13 protein-coding genes are annotated in these 15784 nt (G+C 71.5%); 5 read left to right on the top strand and 8 right to left on the bottom strand.

The genetic code is table 11. From position 1 onward, the window contains the following. Positions 1-140 precede the first annotated feature (140 nt). The 7 genes from AC2D9U_RS17955 to AC2D9U_RS17925 form a co-directional block, all read right to left on the bottom strand. Positions 141-2459, bottom strand: coding sequence for an LPS-assembly protein LptD (locus tag AC2D9U_RS17955; RefSeq protein ID WP_484751572.1), 2319 nt, complete (start codon positions 2457-2459; stop codon positions 141-143). After that, positions 2460-3608 carry an LPS export ABC transporter permease LptG gene (gene lptG / locus AC2D9U_RS17950; RefSeq protein WP_484751571.1) on the bottom strand — a complete coding sequence of 383 codons (1149 nt, stop codon included), beginning with the start codon at positions 3606-3608 and terminating at the stop codon, positions 2460-2462. Further along, entirely contained in the window at positions 3608-4777 is a 1170-nt protein-coding gene (gene lptF, locus AC2D9U_RS17945; protein ID WP_484751570.1) for an LPS export ABC transporter permease LptF, read from the bottom strand. Before lptF ends, lptG begins: the two co-directional genes overlap by 1 nt. A 22-nt stretch (positions 4778-4799) precedes the next feature. Continuing rightward, positions 4800-5378: a trypsin-like peptidase domain-containing protein gene (locus AC2D9U_RS17940; RefSeq protein WP_484751569.1), complete on the bottom strand. Its 579-nt coding sequence runs from the start codon at positions 5376-5378 to the stop codon at positions 4800-4802. Between the two features lie 98 nt (positions 5379-5476). Then, positions 5477-6913, bottom strand: a complete 1437-nt coding sequence (locus AC2D9U_RS17935) for an FAD-binding oxidoreductase (RefSeq protein WP_484751568.1) — start codon at positions 6911-6913, stop codon at positions 5477-5479. Between the two features lie 12 nt (positions 6914-6925). After that, a complete protein-coding gene (locus AC2D9U_RS17930; RefSeq protein ID WP_484751567.1) occupies positions 6926-7450 on the bottom strand; it encodes a chromate transporter in 525 nt (174 codons plus the stop codon). Then, entirely contained in the window at positions 7447-7998 is a 552-nt protein-coding gene (locus AC2D9U_RS17925; protein WP_484751566.1) for a chromate transporter, read from the bottom strand. The genes AC2D9U_RS17930 and AC2D9U_RS17925 overlap by 4 nt, the downstream gene beginning before the upstream one ends. Positions 7999-8097: 99 nt before the next feature. On the opposite strand from AC2D9U_RS17925, the gene AC2D9U_RS17920 reads away from it, so the two are divergent. The 4 genes from AC2D9U_RS17920 to hppD all read left to right on the top strand — a co-directional run bounded on the left by AC2D9U_RS17920 (position 8098) and on the right by hppD (position 13022). Continuing rightward, on the top strand, positions 8098-9060 hold the full coding sequence (locus AC2D9U_RS17920; protein WP_484751565.1) for a Bug family tripartite tricarboxylate transporter substrate binding protein: 963 nt from the start codon (positions 8098-8100) through the stop codon (positions 9058-9060). A gap of 76 nt (positions 9061-9136) precedes the next feature. Next, a complete protein-coding gene (locus AC2D9U_RS17915) occupies positions 9137-10771 on the top strand; it encodes a tannase/feruloyl esterase family alpha/beta hydrolase (protein ID WP_484751564.1) in 1635 nt (544 codons plus the stop codon). Positions 10772-10790: 19 nt separating this feature from the next. Continuing rightward, the gene (locus AC2D9U_RS17910; protein ID WP_484751563.1) at positions 10791-11819 is read left to right on the top strand and encodes an alpha/beta hydrolase; all 1029 of its coding nucleotides are present in this window, start codon (positions 10791-10793) and stop codon (positions 11817-11819) included. A 102-nt stretch (positions 11820-11921) separates the two neighbouring features. Beyond that, positions 11922-13022, top strand: coding sequence for a 4-hydroxyphenylpyruvate dioxygenase (hppD, locus tag AC2D9U_RS17905; protein ID WP_484751562.1), 1101 nt, complete (start codon positions 11922-11924; stop codon positions 13020-13022). A gap of 2 nt (positions 13023-13024) precedes the next feature. Here hppD and AC2D9U_RS17900 read toward each other — a convergent pair whose 3' ends face one another. Continuing rightward, positions 13025-13996: an L-threonylcarbamoyladenylate synthase gene (locus tag AC2D9U_RS17900; RefSeq protein WP_484751561.1), complete on the bottom strand. Its 972-nt coding sequence runs from the start codon at positions 13994-13996 to the stop codon at positions 13025-13027. A gap of 101 nt (positions 13997-14097) precedes the next feature. Between AC2D9U_RS17900 and AC2D9U_RS17895 the strand changes: the two genes are divergently transcribed. Further along, complete coding sequence (locus tag AC2D9U_RS17895) at positions 14098-15588, top strand: leucyl aminopeptidase (protein WP_484751560.1); 1491 nt, start codon at positions 14098-14100, stop codon at positions 15586-15588. The last annotated feature ends 196 nt before the right edge of the window (positions 15589-15784 follow it).

Here is a 15784-nt window from a genome sequence, read left to right as displayed (position 1 = left end):
CCCGCTCCGCAACCGCACAAGCCGTGCGTGACCATGCCGAGAGTGCCACCCCTCGGGCCGCGAAAGCGGCCCCGCGCGCAGACGACCCGTTTGGCCTTGCGCACCAGCGCGTCGGCGCGTCCGTCACGCCGTCTTAGGGCTCACAAAGCCCTGATCCCGAAATCGCCGATGGTCTTCAGCCCGATGCGGAACAGCAGCAGGGTGCCGGAGGCGTATTCATTGCCGGTCTGAAGGTTCTCGGCGCGATTGCGCACGAAGCGGGTCTCGAAGATGAAGCACTCGTCCTCATAGGTCAGCGCCACCTGCCCGGCCACGCCGCGATCGCGCGCGATGTCGTAGCGGCCGAAGGCGCCCAGCCGCCAGAAATCATTGAGCTGCACCGAACCGCCCACCGAGATCTCCTCCCGTTTGGCGGTTGCGACATAGGGCTCGGGCATGGTCAGGAAATAGCCCGCGGAGAGGGTGAAGCGCGGGCCGAAGAAGGTGCCCGTGAAGTCCCACAGCCGCGGCTCGGTGGTCTGGCTGTCGAGCCGGGCGCGGCCCATCACCTCGAACCACGGCACGGGGGCGAGGCGCACGCGCCCCACCCAATCCGAGGCATGGCGCTCCAGCCCCGAGCCGGTGGGGTAGGTCGCGTCCGTGTCGGCGCGGAAGGAGCGCCCGGCCAGGCCCTCCAGCTGCCCGCCATTGGGGAAGAGCCAGGCGGCGCGCAGCGCCGCATCGGCGCGGGTGCCGCCCTCCAGCCGGTCACGGCCGGGAAAGCGGTTGAGCGCGAAGAGCGTGGCGTCCGTGAATTCCAGGTCGAGGCTGTCCTCGTTCGGGTAGTTCGACTGGCTGCCGGTATTGGGGCCGGTCACGAACTGCACGCGCGGTTCGATCAGATGCGCGCCGTAGGCGCCCGCGTCGCGGATCAGCGGCAGGCGCCAATCGATGGCCGCCCGCGCATGGGCGCGCGAATACAGGCCATCGGCGCCGGGATCGCCCAGCGTGGGGGTCAGTGCGATGCCATCCGCCCAGCCGCCCATCGCATCCGCCTGGGCGCGCAGCGTCCAGATCTCCCCGTACTGGCCAAGCAGGGGCAATTCGTAGCTGGCGCGAGTCGCCGCACGGCGGGTATCGGTGCCCGCACTGCGGAAGATGCTGAGGGCCGAGGCATCGAGCGTGAAGCGCCCACCCAGGCTGTCCTGCGGCATCACCCATTCGGTATAGCCGAAGGGCAGCACGAAGGGCGTGACCGAGGTGTTGATCGAGGCCGAGGAGGCCAGCGCCTGGTAGAGCCGGCTGTCGATCCGCGCATAGCCATCGGTGCCCCAGAAGCCCTCGAGATAGGCGTTGGAGGTCAGCAGGTTGGGCGAGCCATAGCGATAGGCGCGCAGATAGTCGCGCGAGGAGGCGCGGTTCAGCGCGAAGCCGGCGCGCCAATTCTCATCGAGGCTGAAGCGCCCATTGGCGAAGACATGGCCGCCCACGCCGTCGTCATCCGTGCGGTCGCCGTCGAGATTGCCGACCGAGCTTTCGATCATCAGCTCGCCATTGTTGAAGCGCCGGCGATAGATGCCGCCGAGCTGCGGCAATTGGCGGGTGGAGACGGTGGTGGAGACGCGCAGATCCGATTGCTCGTCGATCGCCCAGTAATAGGGCTGCTCCACGAAAAGGCCGAGCAGGTTGGAATTGCCGAAGGTGGGCGAAAGGAAACCCGAGGCGCGGCGCGCATCCGGCGAGGCATGGCTCAGATAGGGCGTGTAGAGCACCGGCACGCCCGCGAACTGCACCGCGGCGTCGCGGTAGCGCACGCGCTGCTCGGTGCTGTGCAGGCTCGCGATGCGCGCGCGCAGCTGCCACAGCGGCGGGCGGTTGGGGTCCTCGGGGCAGAGGTCGCAGGCGGAATAGACGACGCGGGCGAGGTCGGTGATGTCGCCATTGGTGCGCCGCGCGCCCGCGGCGGCGACGCGCGCATTGCCGGCGAGCAAGCCGCCCACGCCCTCCAGCACCGCATCGCGCATGCCCCCGGTCAGCTCGGCGCGGTCGGTGAAGAGGATCTGACCATTGGCCTCGATCAGCACGACGTTGCCCTCGGCCACCGCCACGCCGGTGGCGCGGTTGTAGGTGAAGGTGTCGGCGCGCAGCACGCGCTCGCCCTGCCAGGCCTCGACCCGGCCGCGCGCGGTGACGGTCTCGGTGTTCTGGTCGTATTCGACCTCGCCGGCGGTGAAGGTCACCGGCTCGCTGTTCTGGGCGGGCGAGCCGAGGCCGAGCAGGCTGGGCTGCGCCTCGGGCCGGAGGGGCGTCAGCGCGATCAGGAAGGCGGCGGCGGCGATGGGCGCGGCGAGGCCCGCGCGCCACAGGCCCGGATCGGCCACGCGGCGGCGCCTAGCCGGCGGAGGCGGGGCGGCCGGGCGCGGCCCATGGATCGCGGGGGGCAGCTTCGGGCGGCGGGGCGGGGGGGTGGCGTCGGTCACTCAGCCATCCTCCAGATGCAGCAGCAGGGCGAGGGCGAGCAGCAGCCCGGCCAGGGTGGGCGCCCAGGCGGCCAGGATCACGGGCAGCGACCCAGCCTCGCCGAATTCATTGCTCACCTTGTCCACGACGAAAAGGGCGAAGCCCGCCGCCACGCCGCCGCCGATCATCTGCGCCACGCCGCCACGGCGCGTCTGGCGCATGGAGAAGCCGGCCGAGAGCAGCGCCATGGCCAGGGCGAGCACCGGCAGGGCCAGCAGCGACTGGAACTGGATGCGGTGCCGCACGGCGGAGAAGCCGGCACTCTCCAGCACCTCGATGAAGCCGGGCAGGGACCAGAAGCCCAGTGTCTCGGGCGAGGCGAAGCTGTCCTGGATGCGGTCGGGCGTCAGCTCGGTGGGCAGGGAGAGGTTGCGCGGCGCGCTCGGCAGGCGGTCCGCGCCGAAGGTCACGGCCTCTTCCAGCAGCCAGCGCCCCTCGCTCAGCCGCGCGCGCGGCGCCTCGATGCGCGCCAGCGGCCGATCCTCGGCGGACAGGCGCCAGACCGTGACCTCCTGCAACTCGAACCGGGCCCGATGCGCAGGCGGCATGGTGGCGCCCGGGGCGGGCTGGGCCATGGGCACGGGCCGCCCGGCCAGGATGGCCACGCCCTGCGGCTCGATCTCACGGTCCGATTGGCGCAGCCACAGCCGCCCGCCGGCCAGCGCGGTCAGCCCGCCGCCGGTGCGCAGGAAGCTCTGGTCCAGCCGCTCGGCGCGCGAGAGCAGCACGGAGGAAAGCGGGGAGACGCCGAGTGTCGCGACCATCCCCAGCAGCACCGCCACCGCCAGCGGGCCCATCAGGAAGCCCCAGGCCGACACACCCGCGGCGCGTGCGACGATCAACTCCGAGCTGCGGGTCAGCCGCCAGAAGGCGATGATGCCGCCGAGCAGGATGGCGAAGGGCAGGATCTGCAGCGCCACGAAGGGCAGGCGGAGGGCCGCGATCTCCAGCGGCACGGTGAAGCCCACATCGGGGCGCGTGGCGGCGCGGCGCAGCAACTCGATGAAGTCGAACAGCGCCACCAGCCCGGTCAGCGCGCCGAGCATGGTCAGCGTCATCAGCGCGAAGCCGCGTGCGACATAGAGCGTCAGCGTCTGGGTGATGACCATCAGGCGGCCTCGCCCAGGCTGGCCGGTTCGGGTGGCAGGCCGCGCGGGCGCGGGCGCGGCAGGCCCGGCGCGCCCTGGATCCACCACAGGCTGACCACGCCGGGCAGCACGGCATGCAGCCAGATCAGCGCCACGAAGGCGTTGTCGCGCGTGGCGAGGTTGCCCACCGTCAGGCCGAGGGCGAGCAGCCCCACCACCAGCCCCACCCCGATCACCAGGCGCAGCCCCCCGCCATGGCGCTGGAACTGCCCGGTTAGCGCCACGGCCAGGCCGACCAGCGCGAAGGAGAGGGCGGTGAGCGGCGAGGACAGGCGCTGATGCGCCTCCCCATAGAAGCGGGCCAGTTCGCGCGGGCGCAGCCCCTCGGCCGGGTCGGGGGCGAGCAGCTCCTCCACGCCGCGTTCGCGCGAATCGCGGAAGCGCGCCTCCTCCTGCCGCGTGGCGCGGGCGAGGTCGAGGCTGTTCTCCGCGAAGCTCAGCACGGAAAGCCGCATGGCGGGCTGGCCCGGCGCGGGGTTGGGCACGCGCTCGATCTGCTGGCGCACGCCATCGCGCAGCGTCACGCGCGGGCCGGTCGGCGTGGTCACCACATTGCCGCTCTCGGCCAGGATCGTCACCGGCGCGCCGGCCTCGCGCGCGTCATGCACCAGGATGCCGCGCATCGTGCCGTCGCGCTCGCGCGTGCGGGCATAGACGGTGAGATCGCCGCCGACCGAGCTGAATACGCCCTCCTGCAGCAGGATCGCGGCCATCTGGTTGCGGATCTCGAACTGCCAGATGCGGAAGGCGGTGTGGGAGAGCGGCACGAGCCAGAGGTTGAGCAGATAGCCGATCACCACCGCCCCGCCCGCCAGCACCATCCCCGGCCGGGCCAGCCGCAGCTGGGAGAGGCCGGCGGCGCGCATCACCACCAGCTCGCGGTCGGAATTCATCCGCACATAGGTGAACAGCACGACGATGAAGGTGGTGATGGGCAGGATCACCGCGAAGAAACCCGGCAGCATCAGCCCGGTGAGCTGGATGAACACCGCCAGCGACAGGCCGCGATCCAGCACCAGCTCGATGAAGCGCAGCGATTGCGTCAGCCAGACCAGCGCCGCCAGCCCGCAGGTGACGGCAAGCAGCCCGCCGAGCAGCTGGCGCAGGATGTAGCGGTCGATCCGGGTCATCGCCGCCTGTCTAACAGGCGGGTCATGTCCCCACAAACCGCCGGATGGTGCTGGCCGGCACCAGCCGCGCCCGGGGGGGGCCGCCATCCTCGTCACGGTGGCTGACCAGGCCGGCGAGGCAGCCCGTGGTGGCCTCGAACAGCGCGCCGCCCGAGGCACCGGGTTCGAGCTGCACGGGAATCTCAAGATAGGCGCCGAACTGCGCCTCCGGCTCGGCGGCGAGGCGCGTGACGCGCGTGCGCAGCGCCTGCCCGCCCGTGACCAGCAAGGCGGGCGTGCCGGGCGGCGGGGTGGTGGCGCAGATGCTGGCAGCCGGCGGCGCCGGGGCCGCGCGCTGGGGCGTGAGCAGCGCCAGATCCTCGGCGCCGAGATAGCGCTGGCCGATCACGGGGTCGATCCGGTAGCGGCCCGAGTTGGTCAGGGTGGCGGGCAGGCTCGCCCCCCCCAGCGTCAGGCTGAGTGCCGGCGCCACGGCGGGACAGCCGCCGCGCAGCGCCTGGCTCGACCCATCCACCACATGCGCGACCGTCAGGAAGCGCCCCTCGCCCAGATGCACGGCGCTGCCCGTGGCGCGGCAGCGCCCGCCGGTGCTCGACGCCACGGCGACGACGCTCGCCGCCGCACGCTGCGCGGGGTCCGGCGCGCGCGGCGCGGGCGCGCCGCAGGCGCCAGCCAGAAGCAGAACGGCAAGGGCGCGTTTCAGGGGAAGACTTTTCCAGGGTTCATCAGGCCCTGCGGGTCGAGCGCGGCCTTGATGGCGCGCATCGCCCCCAGTTCGGCGCCGCCGCGCCAGCTCTCCATCATGTCGGTCTTGAGCCGGCCGATGCCGTGCTCGGCGCTGAAACTGCCATCGAGGTCGCGCACGATCTCGTTCACGCAGTCCATGATGTCGTGGCTGCGGGCGAGGAAGGCCGCACCATCCATCCCCTCGGGCTGTTCGAGGTTCATGTGGATGTTGCCGTCGCCGATATGGCCGAAGGGCACGGGCCGGCTGCCGGGAATCAGTTCCACCAGGGCGGCGGAGCAGCGGCGGATCATCTCCGGCACCCTGGAGACGGGCACCGAGACGTCGTTCTTCACCGAGGCCCCCTCGCGCTTCTGCGCCTCGGGGTGTTCCTCGCGGATGCGCCAGATCTTCTGGGCCTGGGCCTCCGATTCCGCCAGCACGGCGTCGATCACCACGCCGTCCTGCATCGCCTCGAACAGCACGCTCTCGGCCATCTCGCGCAGCCCCGCATCGGGGCGGGGCGAGGCGAGGTCGATCAGCACGTAGTGGTCGGCGCGGCTTTCCACCGGCAGGGTGATGCCCTCGATGTGCTTCACGGCGAAATCGACGCCGAGGCCCGACATGTATTCGAAGGCGCGCACCGCGCTCTCATCGCGGTCGCGGAAGCGGCGGAACAGGGCAAGTGCGGCATCCTCATCCGCCACGGCGCAGAAGGCCAAGGCGGTGTCGCGCGCACGCGGGAACAGGCGCAGGCTCGCCGCCGTGATGAAGCCGAGCGTGCCCTCCGCGCCGACGAAGAGATGCCGCAGCGCGTAGCCGGTATTGTCCTTCCTGAGGCGCCGCAGCCCGTGCCAGATCGCGCCATCCGGCAGCACGGCCTCGAGCCCCAGCATGAGTTCGCGCGCATTGCCGTAGCGCACCGTGGTGTTGCCCCCCGCATTGGTGGAGAGCACGCCGCCGATCGTCGCCGTGCCCTCGGCCCCCAGGCTGAGGGGGAAGAGGCAGCCGGCCTCGGCGGCGGCGACCTGCGCCGCCTTCAGCACCACGCCCGCCTCGGCCGTCATGGTCATGTCCACGGGGTCGAGGGCGCGGATGCGGTTCAGCCGCGTCAGGCTGACCACCACCTGGCGGCCGCTCTCATCGGGGATGGCGCCGCCGACCATGGAGGTGTTGCCCCCTTGCGGGACCATCGCCACGCCCGCGGCAGCGCAGAGCTTCACGGCCTCGGCCAGTTCGGCGGTCGAGCCGGGGCGCAGCACGCAGGGGGTGGCGCCACGATACAGCGCGCGCCAATCCGCCAGATGGGGTTCAAGGTCGGTGGGCGCGGTCAGCAGGCCGCGCGGGCCGAGCAGGGTGCCGAGCCGGTCCAGCAGGCCGGCGGGGAGCGGGGGGCGGAGGGTGTCGGGCATGATCGGCTGCCTTTACAGGAAAATCGCGCCCGCCACCGCCCCCACCCCGAGCACCCAGAGCGGGCTGCGGTCCGAGCGCCAGACGAAGAGCGTGGCGGCGACGGTCAGGCCGATGCACAGCGCATTCACCGCCGCCGCCTGCCCCAGGATGACGCCCGAGGCCAGGATCAGCCCGATGGCGACGGGCACCAGCCCGCGCTCGATCCGGCGCAGCCAGCCCGCGCCGGCGCGGCGGCGGCGGAAGCGGGCGAAACCATAGGCGATCAGCCCGGCCGGGCCGGTCATGGCGGCGATCGCCACCAGCAGCCCGCCCAGCCCCGCCACCTGCCAGCCGATCAGCCCCACCACCAGCACATTCGGCCCCGGCGCGGCCTGCGCCAGGGCGAAGAGCTGGGCGAAGCGCGCATCATCCATCCAGCCATGCACATCGACGGCGAGGCGGTTCATCTCCGGCACCACGGCGATGCCGCCCCCGACCGCGATCAGCGAGATGCCGAGGAAGCCCAGCGCCAATTGCCAGAGCGGGCTGTCATTCATCGCCGCCCCTCCACCCACCAGGCGGCGAGGATGCCGAAGGGGCCGAGGCCCAGCACGATCAGCGGCAGCGGCGCGCGCAGCACCGCGGCGGCAAACAGCGCGGCGAGGCCCACCGCGATGACCGGCAGGGCGGGGCGGAGGTTCTGCGTCATCTTGAGCGCGGTGCCGATCACCATGCCCGCCGCCGCGGCCGCCGTGCCGGCCAGGGTGGCGCGCACCAGCGCGACCTCCCCATAGGCATCATGCAGCACGGCGAGGCCGATCAGCAGCAGCATCGGCGCGCCGAAGAGGGAGATCGCGCCAGCCACCGCCCCGGCCGCGCCATGCCAGCGCTCGCCAAGCTGGATCGCCACGTTCAGCGCATTGGCGCCGGGCAGCACCTGGCCGATGCCCAGCACCTCGGCATAGTCCTGCTCGCTGATCCAGCGCTTCTCCTCGACCAGCACCCGCCGCGCCCAGGCGTTCACGCCGCCGAAGCCGATCAGCCCGATCCGCAGATAGGCAAGGCAGAAGGCCGGCAGACTCGGCGGCGCGATCGGGGCGGGCATGGCGCCATCAATCCCCGCCGTGGCGCGCCGGGCAAGCCCGGCGCTTTGCCCGGCGCGCGGGATGCGGCATAAGGCGCGCAAACGTTGAGGAAAGCCATCATGCATCGTCGCACCCTGCTGGGCTCCACCCTGGCGCTGGCCGCAACCCCCGCGCTCGCGCAGGAAACCTTCCCGGCCCGCCCGATCCGCCTGCTGCTGGCCTTCGCGCCGGGTGGGGGCACCGACCTGATCGCGCGCACCGTCGCCAATGCCATGGGCCCCGCCCTGGGCCAGACCGTGGTGGTGGAGAACCGCCCCGGCGCGGGCGGCAACATCGCCACCGAGCAGGCCGCCGCGGCGCGCCCGGATGGCTACACGATGCTGATGGGCAATCACGGCCCGATGTCGGTCAATGTCTCGCTGTTCCGCAACATGCGCGTGAACCCCGAGACGGCGCTGGAGCCGATCGGCCTCGTCGCCGATGCGCCGCTGATCGTCGTGGTCGGGCCGAAGTCGCGCGCCACCACCCTGCGGGAACTGCTGGATGAGATTCGCGCGGCGCGCGGCAACATCACCTACGCCTCGGCCTCCAACGGTTCGGCCAGCCACCTCGCCGCGGCGCTGATGCTGCAGATGGCGGGGCTCGAGGCCGAGCACGTGCCCTTCCGCGGCGCCGGCCCGGCGCTGACCGATGTGGTGGCCGGGCACATCCACTTCATGGTGACCACGCTGCCTTCCGTGGTCGGGCTGATCCAGTCGAACTCCGTGCGGCCGCTGGCGGTGACGGGCGATGCGCGCATGACGCTGCTGCCCAACATCCCGACCGTGGCCGAGACCATCCCGACCTACAAGGCGACCGCCTGGTACGGGCTGCTGGTGCCGAAGGGCACGCCCGAGCCGATCCGCGCGCGGCTCTTCGCCGCGCTGCGCGAGGCGCTTGCCAACCCCGAGGTGGTGCGCCGCCTGCGCGACGAGGGGGCCGAGCCGAGCACGATGGACGGCCCCGCCTTCGCCCAGTTGATCCGCTGGGAGCGCGAGCGCTGGGCCACCGTCGTGCGGCAAGCGCGCATTACTGTCGACTAGCGCCAGGCGCGCATCACGGTGGACTGAGCGCGCCCTCCTGGTTCAGGCTTCGCTTGCCCGAGACCAGGGGGAAACGATGCACAAGTCGATGCGGGTCGCGGCGCTGGCCGCGACCCTGGCCATGCTGGCCGCCACGCCAGGCGTGGCGCAGCCGGCGCGCCCCGCCTGCGCCGGCCTCACGGGCCTCGCCATCCCGGCCAGTGCCATCACCCTGCCGACCGGCGGCGCGACCATCCGCGCCGCGCGGGTGGTCGAGGCCGGGGCGGCGGACAATCCCAACGGCACCTATTGCGCCGTCGATGGCGCCATCCTGCCCGTCGATCCCGCCGCGCCGGAGATCCGCTTCCGCGCCAACCTGCCCGCCAATTGGAACCAGCGCGCGCTGCAATTCGGCGGCGGCGGCTATAATGGGCGCATCCCGAACACGACGGGGCTGGAGACGCATGGGCTGGCCGGCACGGCGACGCCGCTGGCGCGCGGCTTCCTGACCTTCGCCTCCGATTCCGGCCATCAGGCCGCCAGCGCCGACGATGCCTCCTTCGCCCTGAATGCCGAGGCGCTGCACAATTTCGGCTACCAGCACATCCGCAAGACGCTCGATGCCGTGCGGCAGGTGAGCCTCGCGCATTACGGGCAGGTGCCGCGGCGGGTCTATTACACTGGTGGATCGACCGGCGGGCGCGAGGGTTTGACCGCCGCCATCCGCTGGCCCGAGGCCTATGACGGCATCATCACCTGGTATCCGGTCTCGAGCTATATGGGCCTGCGGCTCTGGGGCGCGATGCTGGCGCGCGCGGTCTATGACGATGACAGCGCGGGCTGGATCCCCCCCGCCATGGTGGCGCGCATCGCCCGCGACTCGCTCGCGCGCTGCGATGCGCTGGATGGGCTGGCCGATGGCCTCGTCAGCAACCCCGATGCCTGTCGCGCCGGCTCCGCCGCCGCGCTCGAGGCCCTGCGCTGCCGCGCCGGCGAGAGCGGGCACCCCGAGCACTGCCTGACCGAGGCGCAGATCGGCCGCACCATGCGCGTCTACCACCAGGGCTACAGCCTGCCCTTCGCCTTCGCCAACGGATCGCGCGACTATCTCGGCTACAACAGCCTCGAGGGCATCGCCATGCAGCTCGGCAGCCAGTCGGCACTGCTCGACCCGCCGCGCTCGGGGCCGAACGCGCATCACGTGGACCGCGCCTATCAGTTCTTCCGCTACTTCGTGAAGGACGGGCGGGATCTCGACATGCGCCGGCTCGACGTGACGGCAGACGGGCCGCAGCGCGCGCGTATCCTGGAGATCTCCGCCCTGTTCGACGCCACGGCGACCGACCTTTCCGCCTTCGCCGCGCGCGGGGGGAAGATGATCTGGCTGCATGGCCATGACGACCCCTCCGTCAGCCCGCTGGAGAACCGGCGCAACGTGCAGGCGATCACGCAGCGCATGGGCCGCGCCGCGACGGAGGGCTTCCTGCGCTACTACGAGATCCCGGGCCTCGCGCATGGCGGGGGCCGCTTCGCGCCGATGCTGGAGAGCCTCTCCGCGCTCGATGCCTGGGTGGAACAGGGCCGCGCGCCGGAGGGCCTGATTGTCACCGATGGCACCAGCAGCCCCACGCGCGGCCGCACGCGCCCCCTTTGCGCGGCGCCCGCCTGGCCGCAATATCTTGGCGCGGGTCCGGTGAACGAGGCAGCGAGCTTTCGCTGCGTGGCCGAGTGATCCGCGGGGAAACGAAAGCATGAAACAGACCATCCTGGCGGGTGCGCTCGCCCTCGCCACCGCGCTGCCGGCCGCCGCCCAGCAGCAGCCGCCCGTCTCGCTGCAAAGCTGGGGCAGTTTCCATGTCGGCGGGCGGGAGGTCGTGGTCTCCGGCCAGCCGGTGCGCGAGGTGCTGTTCACGCCCGGCGGCGTGCCGGCCCGCGTCGATCCGAACGGCACCTATCTGATGGGCTCGATGTACGCGCAGTACATGATCCCGGCCAATCCGCGCGGCCGCGCGCCGATGCTGATGTGGCATGGCGGCGGCCTGACCGGCGTGACCTGGGAGACGACGCCCGACGGGCGCGAGGGCTGGCAGAACTTCTTCCTCCGCCGCGGCTGGCCGGTCTATGTCGCGGACGCCGTGGAGCGCGGGCGCGCGGGCTGGTCGATGATCCCCGAGCAGACCGGCGGGTCGCATTTGCTGCTGACCGTGGACAACCCCTTCGAGCGTTTCCGCATCGGCGCCGGCCAGGGCAGCTTCGCGCGGGGCGAGGTGCTGCCGGGCAACCAGTTCCCGGCCGATCGCGCCAGCTACATGAACTTCATGCGCCAGATCGTGCCGCGCTTCACCACCACCGACGCGCTGACGCAGGAGGCCTATGGCGCGCTGCTCGACCGCGTCGGGCCTTCCGTGGTGGTCGCGCACAGCCAGGCCGGGCTGTTCGGTTGGCGCGCGGCGCAGGACCGGCCCGACAAGGTGCGCGCCCTGGTGCTGATCGAGCCCGCCGCCATCGGCGACCCCGCCCGCGTGGCGGCGCTGAAGGACATCCCGGTGCTGATGGTCTATGGCGACTACATCGCCCAGGACAGCCGCTGGCCGACCATCCGCGGCAATGGCGTGCGCTTCGCGGAGGCCGTGCGCGCGGCGGGCGGCAGCGTGGATGTGATCGACCTGCCGGAGATCGGCATCCGCGGCAACAGCCACATGATCATGATGGACCGCAACTCGGATGCGGTGGCCGAGGTGGTGCAGCGCTGGCTGGCCTCGAAGGGCCTCTGGCAGTGACATGATCCGGGTCCGGCGGCGCGCCCGCCGGACCCTTTTCGCCTTTGGATCAGCCCCAAGCTGCCTGTAAGAGGGCGCATCAAGACGCCACGGGAGGGCAGCATGGATATTCCGCCGGATCGCAGCGCCTATGCGGGCCAGATCAGCGAGGCCAATCCGATGGGCACGGATGGCTTCGAATTCGTCGAGTTCACCGGCCCCGACATGCCCTATCTCCAGGCGTTGTTCACGCGGCTGGGCTTCGCGCCCGTGGCGCGGCACCGCTCGAAGGACGTCACGCTCTGGCGCCAGGGCGACATCAACTTCATTCTCAACGCGGAACCGGGCAGCTTCGCCGCCGCCTTCGCGCGCGTGCACGGCCCCTCGGCCTGCGCCATGGCCTTCCGCGTGGCGGATGCCGCCGCCGCCTGGCGCCGCGCCGTCGCGCTGGGGGCGAAGCCGGTCGAGGCCAAGGTCGGGCCGATGGAACTCGCCATCCCCGCCATCGAGGGCATCGGCGGCTCGCTGCTCTATTTCGTCGATCGCTACGGCGCCAATGGCGGCATCTACGACATCGACTTCAAATGGCTGGGTGAGCCGAATGCGCGCCCGCTCGGGGCGGGGCTGACGGTGATCGACCACCTGACGCACAACGTCCATCGCGGGCGGATGGATGTGTGGTGGGATTTCTACGCGCGGCTCTTCAACTTCCGCGAGATCCGCTACTTCGACATCGAGGGCAAGCTGACCGGGCTGAAGTCGCGCGCGCTGACCTCGCCCTGCGGCCAGATCCGCATCCCGATCAATGAAAGCTCCGACGACCGCAGCCAGATCGAGGAATATCTGCGCGCCTATGGCGGCGAGGGCATCCAGCATGTGGCGCTGGGCACCACCGACATCCATGCGAGTGTGGAGGCGATGCGCGGCCGTGGCGTGGCCTTCCTGGACACGCCCGACACCTATTACGAACTGCTCCCCAGGCGCCTGCCCGGCGTGGAGGATCAGGTGGAACGCCTGCGCCGCAACCGCATCCTGATGGATGGCGCCCCCACGCCCGAGGGCGGGCGGCTGCTGCAGATCTTCACCGGCAACATGATCGGCCCGATCTTCTTCGAGCTGATCCAGCGCCAGGGCGACCAGGGCTTCGGCGAGGGCAATTTCAAGGCGCTGTTCGAGAGCATCGAGCTCGACCAGATCCGCCGCGGGGTGCTGACGGCGGGCTGAGCCTATCCCCGTGGGGCGGCGGCGCGGGTGAGGCGATCATTGATCGCCGCACCCAGCCCCGACTCCGGCACCGGCATCGCGGCAATTCGCGAAAGTCCCAGCCGCGCGCCCTGCGCATCCAGCCAGCGCAGCCCGCTGAACAGGCGCGACGCGGCCTCGGCCAGGTCACCGGATGGCGAGAGGTTCCACAGCGCGCTTGCGCCCGGCAGCGGCGCGGGGCCGAAGGCGAGCAGCGCCTCATCCGCCGCGACCTCGGTGGCGTTGAGCCGCACCGGCAGGCCCGGCGCATAATGGCTCAGCAGCATTCCCGGGCTGCGCAGGCTGCGCGTGGCCTCCGCCGCGCTGAGCGGCAGGGGACGCCCGACGCGGCCGATCACGGCCTCGATCGCCTCCACCGGCACGCCGCCCGGGCGCAGCAGCACCGCGCCCGCGCCGGTGAGGTCGAGCACCGTGCTCTCGACGCCCACCGCACAGGCCCCGCCCTCCAGCACCGCCGCGATCCGGCCCTCAAGCTCGGCCATGACATGCGCGGCCGTGGTCGGGCTGACGCTGCCCGAGCGATTGGCCGAGGGCGCGGCGACCGGGCCATCGAACAGGCGCAGCAATTCCAGCGCCTGCGGATGGGCGGGCACGCGCACGGCCAGCGTATCCAGCCCCGCGCCGGCCAGCAGATCGATCCGGCAGGCCGGGCGGCGTGGCAGGACCATCGTGAGCGGCCCGGGCCAGAACCGCGCGGCGAGTGCGACGGCGCGCGAATCGGCGATGACCTCGTCGAATGCCGCGGCAGCCAGACAAAAATGGCAGATCAGCGGGTTGAAATGCGGCCTGCCCTTGGCCTCGAACACCGCCGCCACGGCGCGGCCCTGGCGCGCATCCGCACCCAGTCCATAGACCGTCTCGGTCGCGAAACCCACCAGCGCGCCCGCCCGCAACAGGCGCGCGGCCTCGGCCACATCGGTGATCAGCTGTGTCATGCGGGGCTGATAGCGTCGCGCCTCCCGCCACGCCAGCGGCCGGATTGGCGATGCCGGGCCACAAGGTGATACTCTCGCGCAGAAGCAAGACGGAAAGACCCATGCCCGACATCGCCTTCGTCAAATCCGCCCTGCCGCGCGGCGGCGTGCTCGTGCTGCTGATCCCCGAGGGCGAGGACGCCCCCATCGGCCTGCATGCCGAGGCCGAGCGCGCCAGCGGGGGCAGCCTCTCCCGCGCGCTGGAGGCGGCCGGCTTCAAGGGCCGCAAGGGGCAGACCGCGACACTCTACGCGCAGGGGCCCTTCAGCAAGCTCGTCGCCATCGGCATCGGCAAGGCCGAGGACGTCACGCCTGAGACCGCTGAGGCCGCCGGCGGCAATCTGGTGCCGCTGCTCGCCCAGGATCGCGAGGCGACAGTGGCCGCCGATGGCCTGACCGGCGCGCTGGTCGCGAGCTTCGCCTTCGGCGCCACGCTGCGCTCCTGGCGCTTCGACCGCTACCGCACGAAGGAGAAGGAGGAGGACAAGCCCAAGCTCGAACGCCTCGCGCTGGCCACCACCGAGGTCGCCGCCGCCAAGGCCGCCTTCACGCCGCTGCGCGCCGTGGCGGATGGTGTGTTCCTGACGCGCGAATTGGTGAGCGAGCCGCCCAACATCCTCCACCCGATCGAATTCGCCGAGCGCATCAAGGGGCTCGAGAAGCTTGGCCTCGAGATCGAGGTGCTGGGGCTGAAGGAGCTGAAGAAGCTCGGCTTCGGCGCGATGATCGGCGTGGCGCAGGGCAGCCAGCACGAACCGCGCCTCGTGATCATGCAGTGGAAGGGCGCGCCCAAGACGAAGCGCGCGGCGCAGAAGCCCATCGCCTTCATCGGCAAGGGTGTGACCTTCGACACGGGCGGCATCTCCATCAAGCCGGCCGGCGGGATGGAGGACATGAAGTGGGACATGGCCGGCGCCGGCGCGGTGGTGGGGCTGATGGCGGCCCTCGCCGGGCGGCGCGCGAAATGCGACGTGGTCGGCCTGGTGGGCCTCGTGGAGAACATGCCGTCGGGCACCGCGCAGCGGCCGGGCGATGTGGTGAAGTCCTATTCCGGCCAGACGATCGAGGTGATCAATACGGATGCGGAAGGGCGCCTCGTGCTCGCGGATGTGCTCTGGTACTGCCAGGAGCGGTTCCAGCCGCGCTGCATGATCGACCTCGCGACGCTGACGGGGGCGATCATCGTGGCGCTTGGGCATGAACATGCCGGGCTGTTCAGCAATGACGACGACCTCGCGCAGCGCATCCTGGCCGCCGGCAGCGCGGTGGGCGAGAAGGCGTGGCGGATGCCGCTCGGCGAGGCCTATGACAAGCAGCTGAAATCCGACATCGCGGACATGAAGAACGTGACGGGGCGGATGGGCAGTTCCATCACCGCGGCGCAGTTCATCCAGCGCTTCGTGAACACCAAGGACGGGCCGATGCCCTGGGCACACCTGGACATCGCGGGCACGGCGTGGAGCAGCAAGGACAGCGCCACGGTGCCGAAGGGTGCGACGGCCTATGGGGTGCGGATGCTCGATCGGCTGGTGGCGGAGATGGGGGAGGGGTGAGGGGGGCGTTGCCCCCCTCAAACTCCCCCCACCAGGGCGCAGGGCGCCCTGGACCGCCGGGGTATCTGGCGACGGGTGGGGAGGGGTCTCGCGCGCGCGCGAAACCCCTCCCCACCCGTCGCCAGGAATCGCATGGGTTCCAAGGGGCCACTGCCCCTTGGTGGGGGAGGCATGGAGGGGGCAACGCCCCCTCCAT

This window comes from Roseomonas sp. TF40, assembly GCF_057219975.1.
This window is presented reverse-complemented; position numbering and strand designations above follow the sequence as displayed.

Excerpts from the sequence above, each read along its gene's own strand:
- lptF (WP_484751570.1), bottom strand. The coding sequence starts at position 4,777 with ATGACCCGGATCGACCGCTACATCCTGCGCCAGCTGCTCGGCGGGCTG.
- AC2D9U_RS17895 (WP_484751560.1), top strand. The coding sequence starts at position 14,098 with ATGCCCGACATCGCCTTCGTCAAATCCGCCCTGCCGCGCGGCGGCGTG.
- AC2D9U_RS17915 (WP_484751564.1), top strand. The coding sequence starts at position 9,137 with ATGCACAAGTCGATGCGGGTCGCGGCGCTGGCCGCGACCCTGGCCATG.
- AC2D9U_RS17920 (WP_484751565.1), top strand. The coding sequence starts at position 8,098 with ATGCATCGTCGCACCCTGCTGGGCTCCACCCTGGCGCTGGCCGCAACC.
- AC2D9U_RS17910 (WP_484751563.1), top strand. The coding sequence starts at position 10,791 with ATGAAACAGACCATCCTGGCGGGTGCGCTCGCCCTCGCCACCGCGCTG.
- AC2D9U_RS17925 (WP_484751566.1), bottom strand. The coding sequence starts at position 7,998 with ATGCCCGCCCCGATCGCGCCGCCGAGTCTGCCGGCCTTCTGCCTTGCC.
- AC2D9U_RS17935 (WP_484751568.1), bottom strand. The coding sequence starts at position 6,913 with ATGCCCGACACCCTCCGCCCCCCGCTCCCCGCCGGCCTGCTGGACCGG.
- AC2D9U_RS17900 (WP_484751561.1), bottom strand. The coding sequence starts at position 13,996 with ATGACACAGCTGATCACCGATGTGGCCGAGGCCGCGCGCCTGTTGCGG.
- hppD (WP_484751562.1), top strand. The coding sequence starts at position 11,922 with ATGGATATTCCGCCGGATCGCAGCGCCTATGCGGGCCAGATCAGCGAG.
- AC2D9U_RS17930 (WP_484751567.1), bottom strand. The coding sequence starts at position 7,450 with ATGAATGACAGCCCGCTCTGGCAATTGGCGCTGGGCTTCCTCGGCATC.
- lptG (WP_484751571.1), bottom strand. The coding sequence starts at position 3,608 with ATGGTCATCACCCAGACGCTGACGCTCTATGTCGCACGCGGCTTCGCG.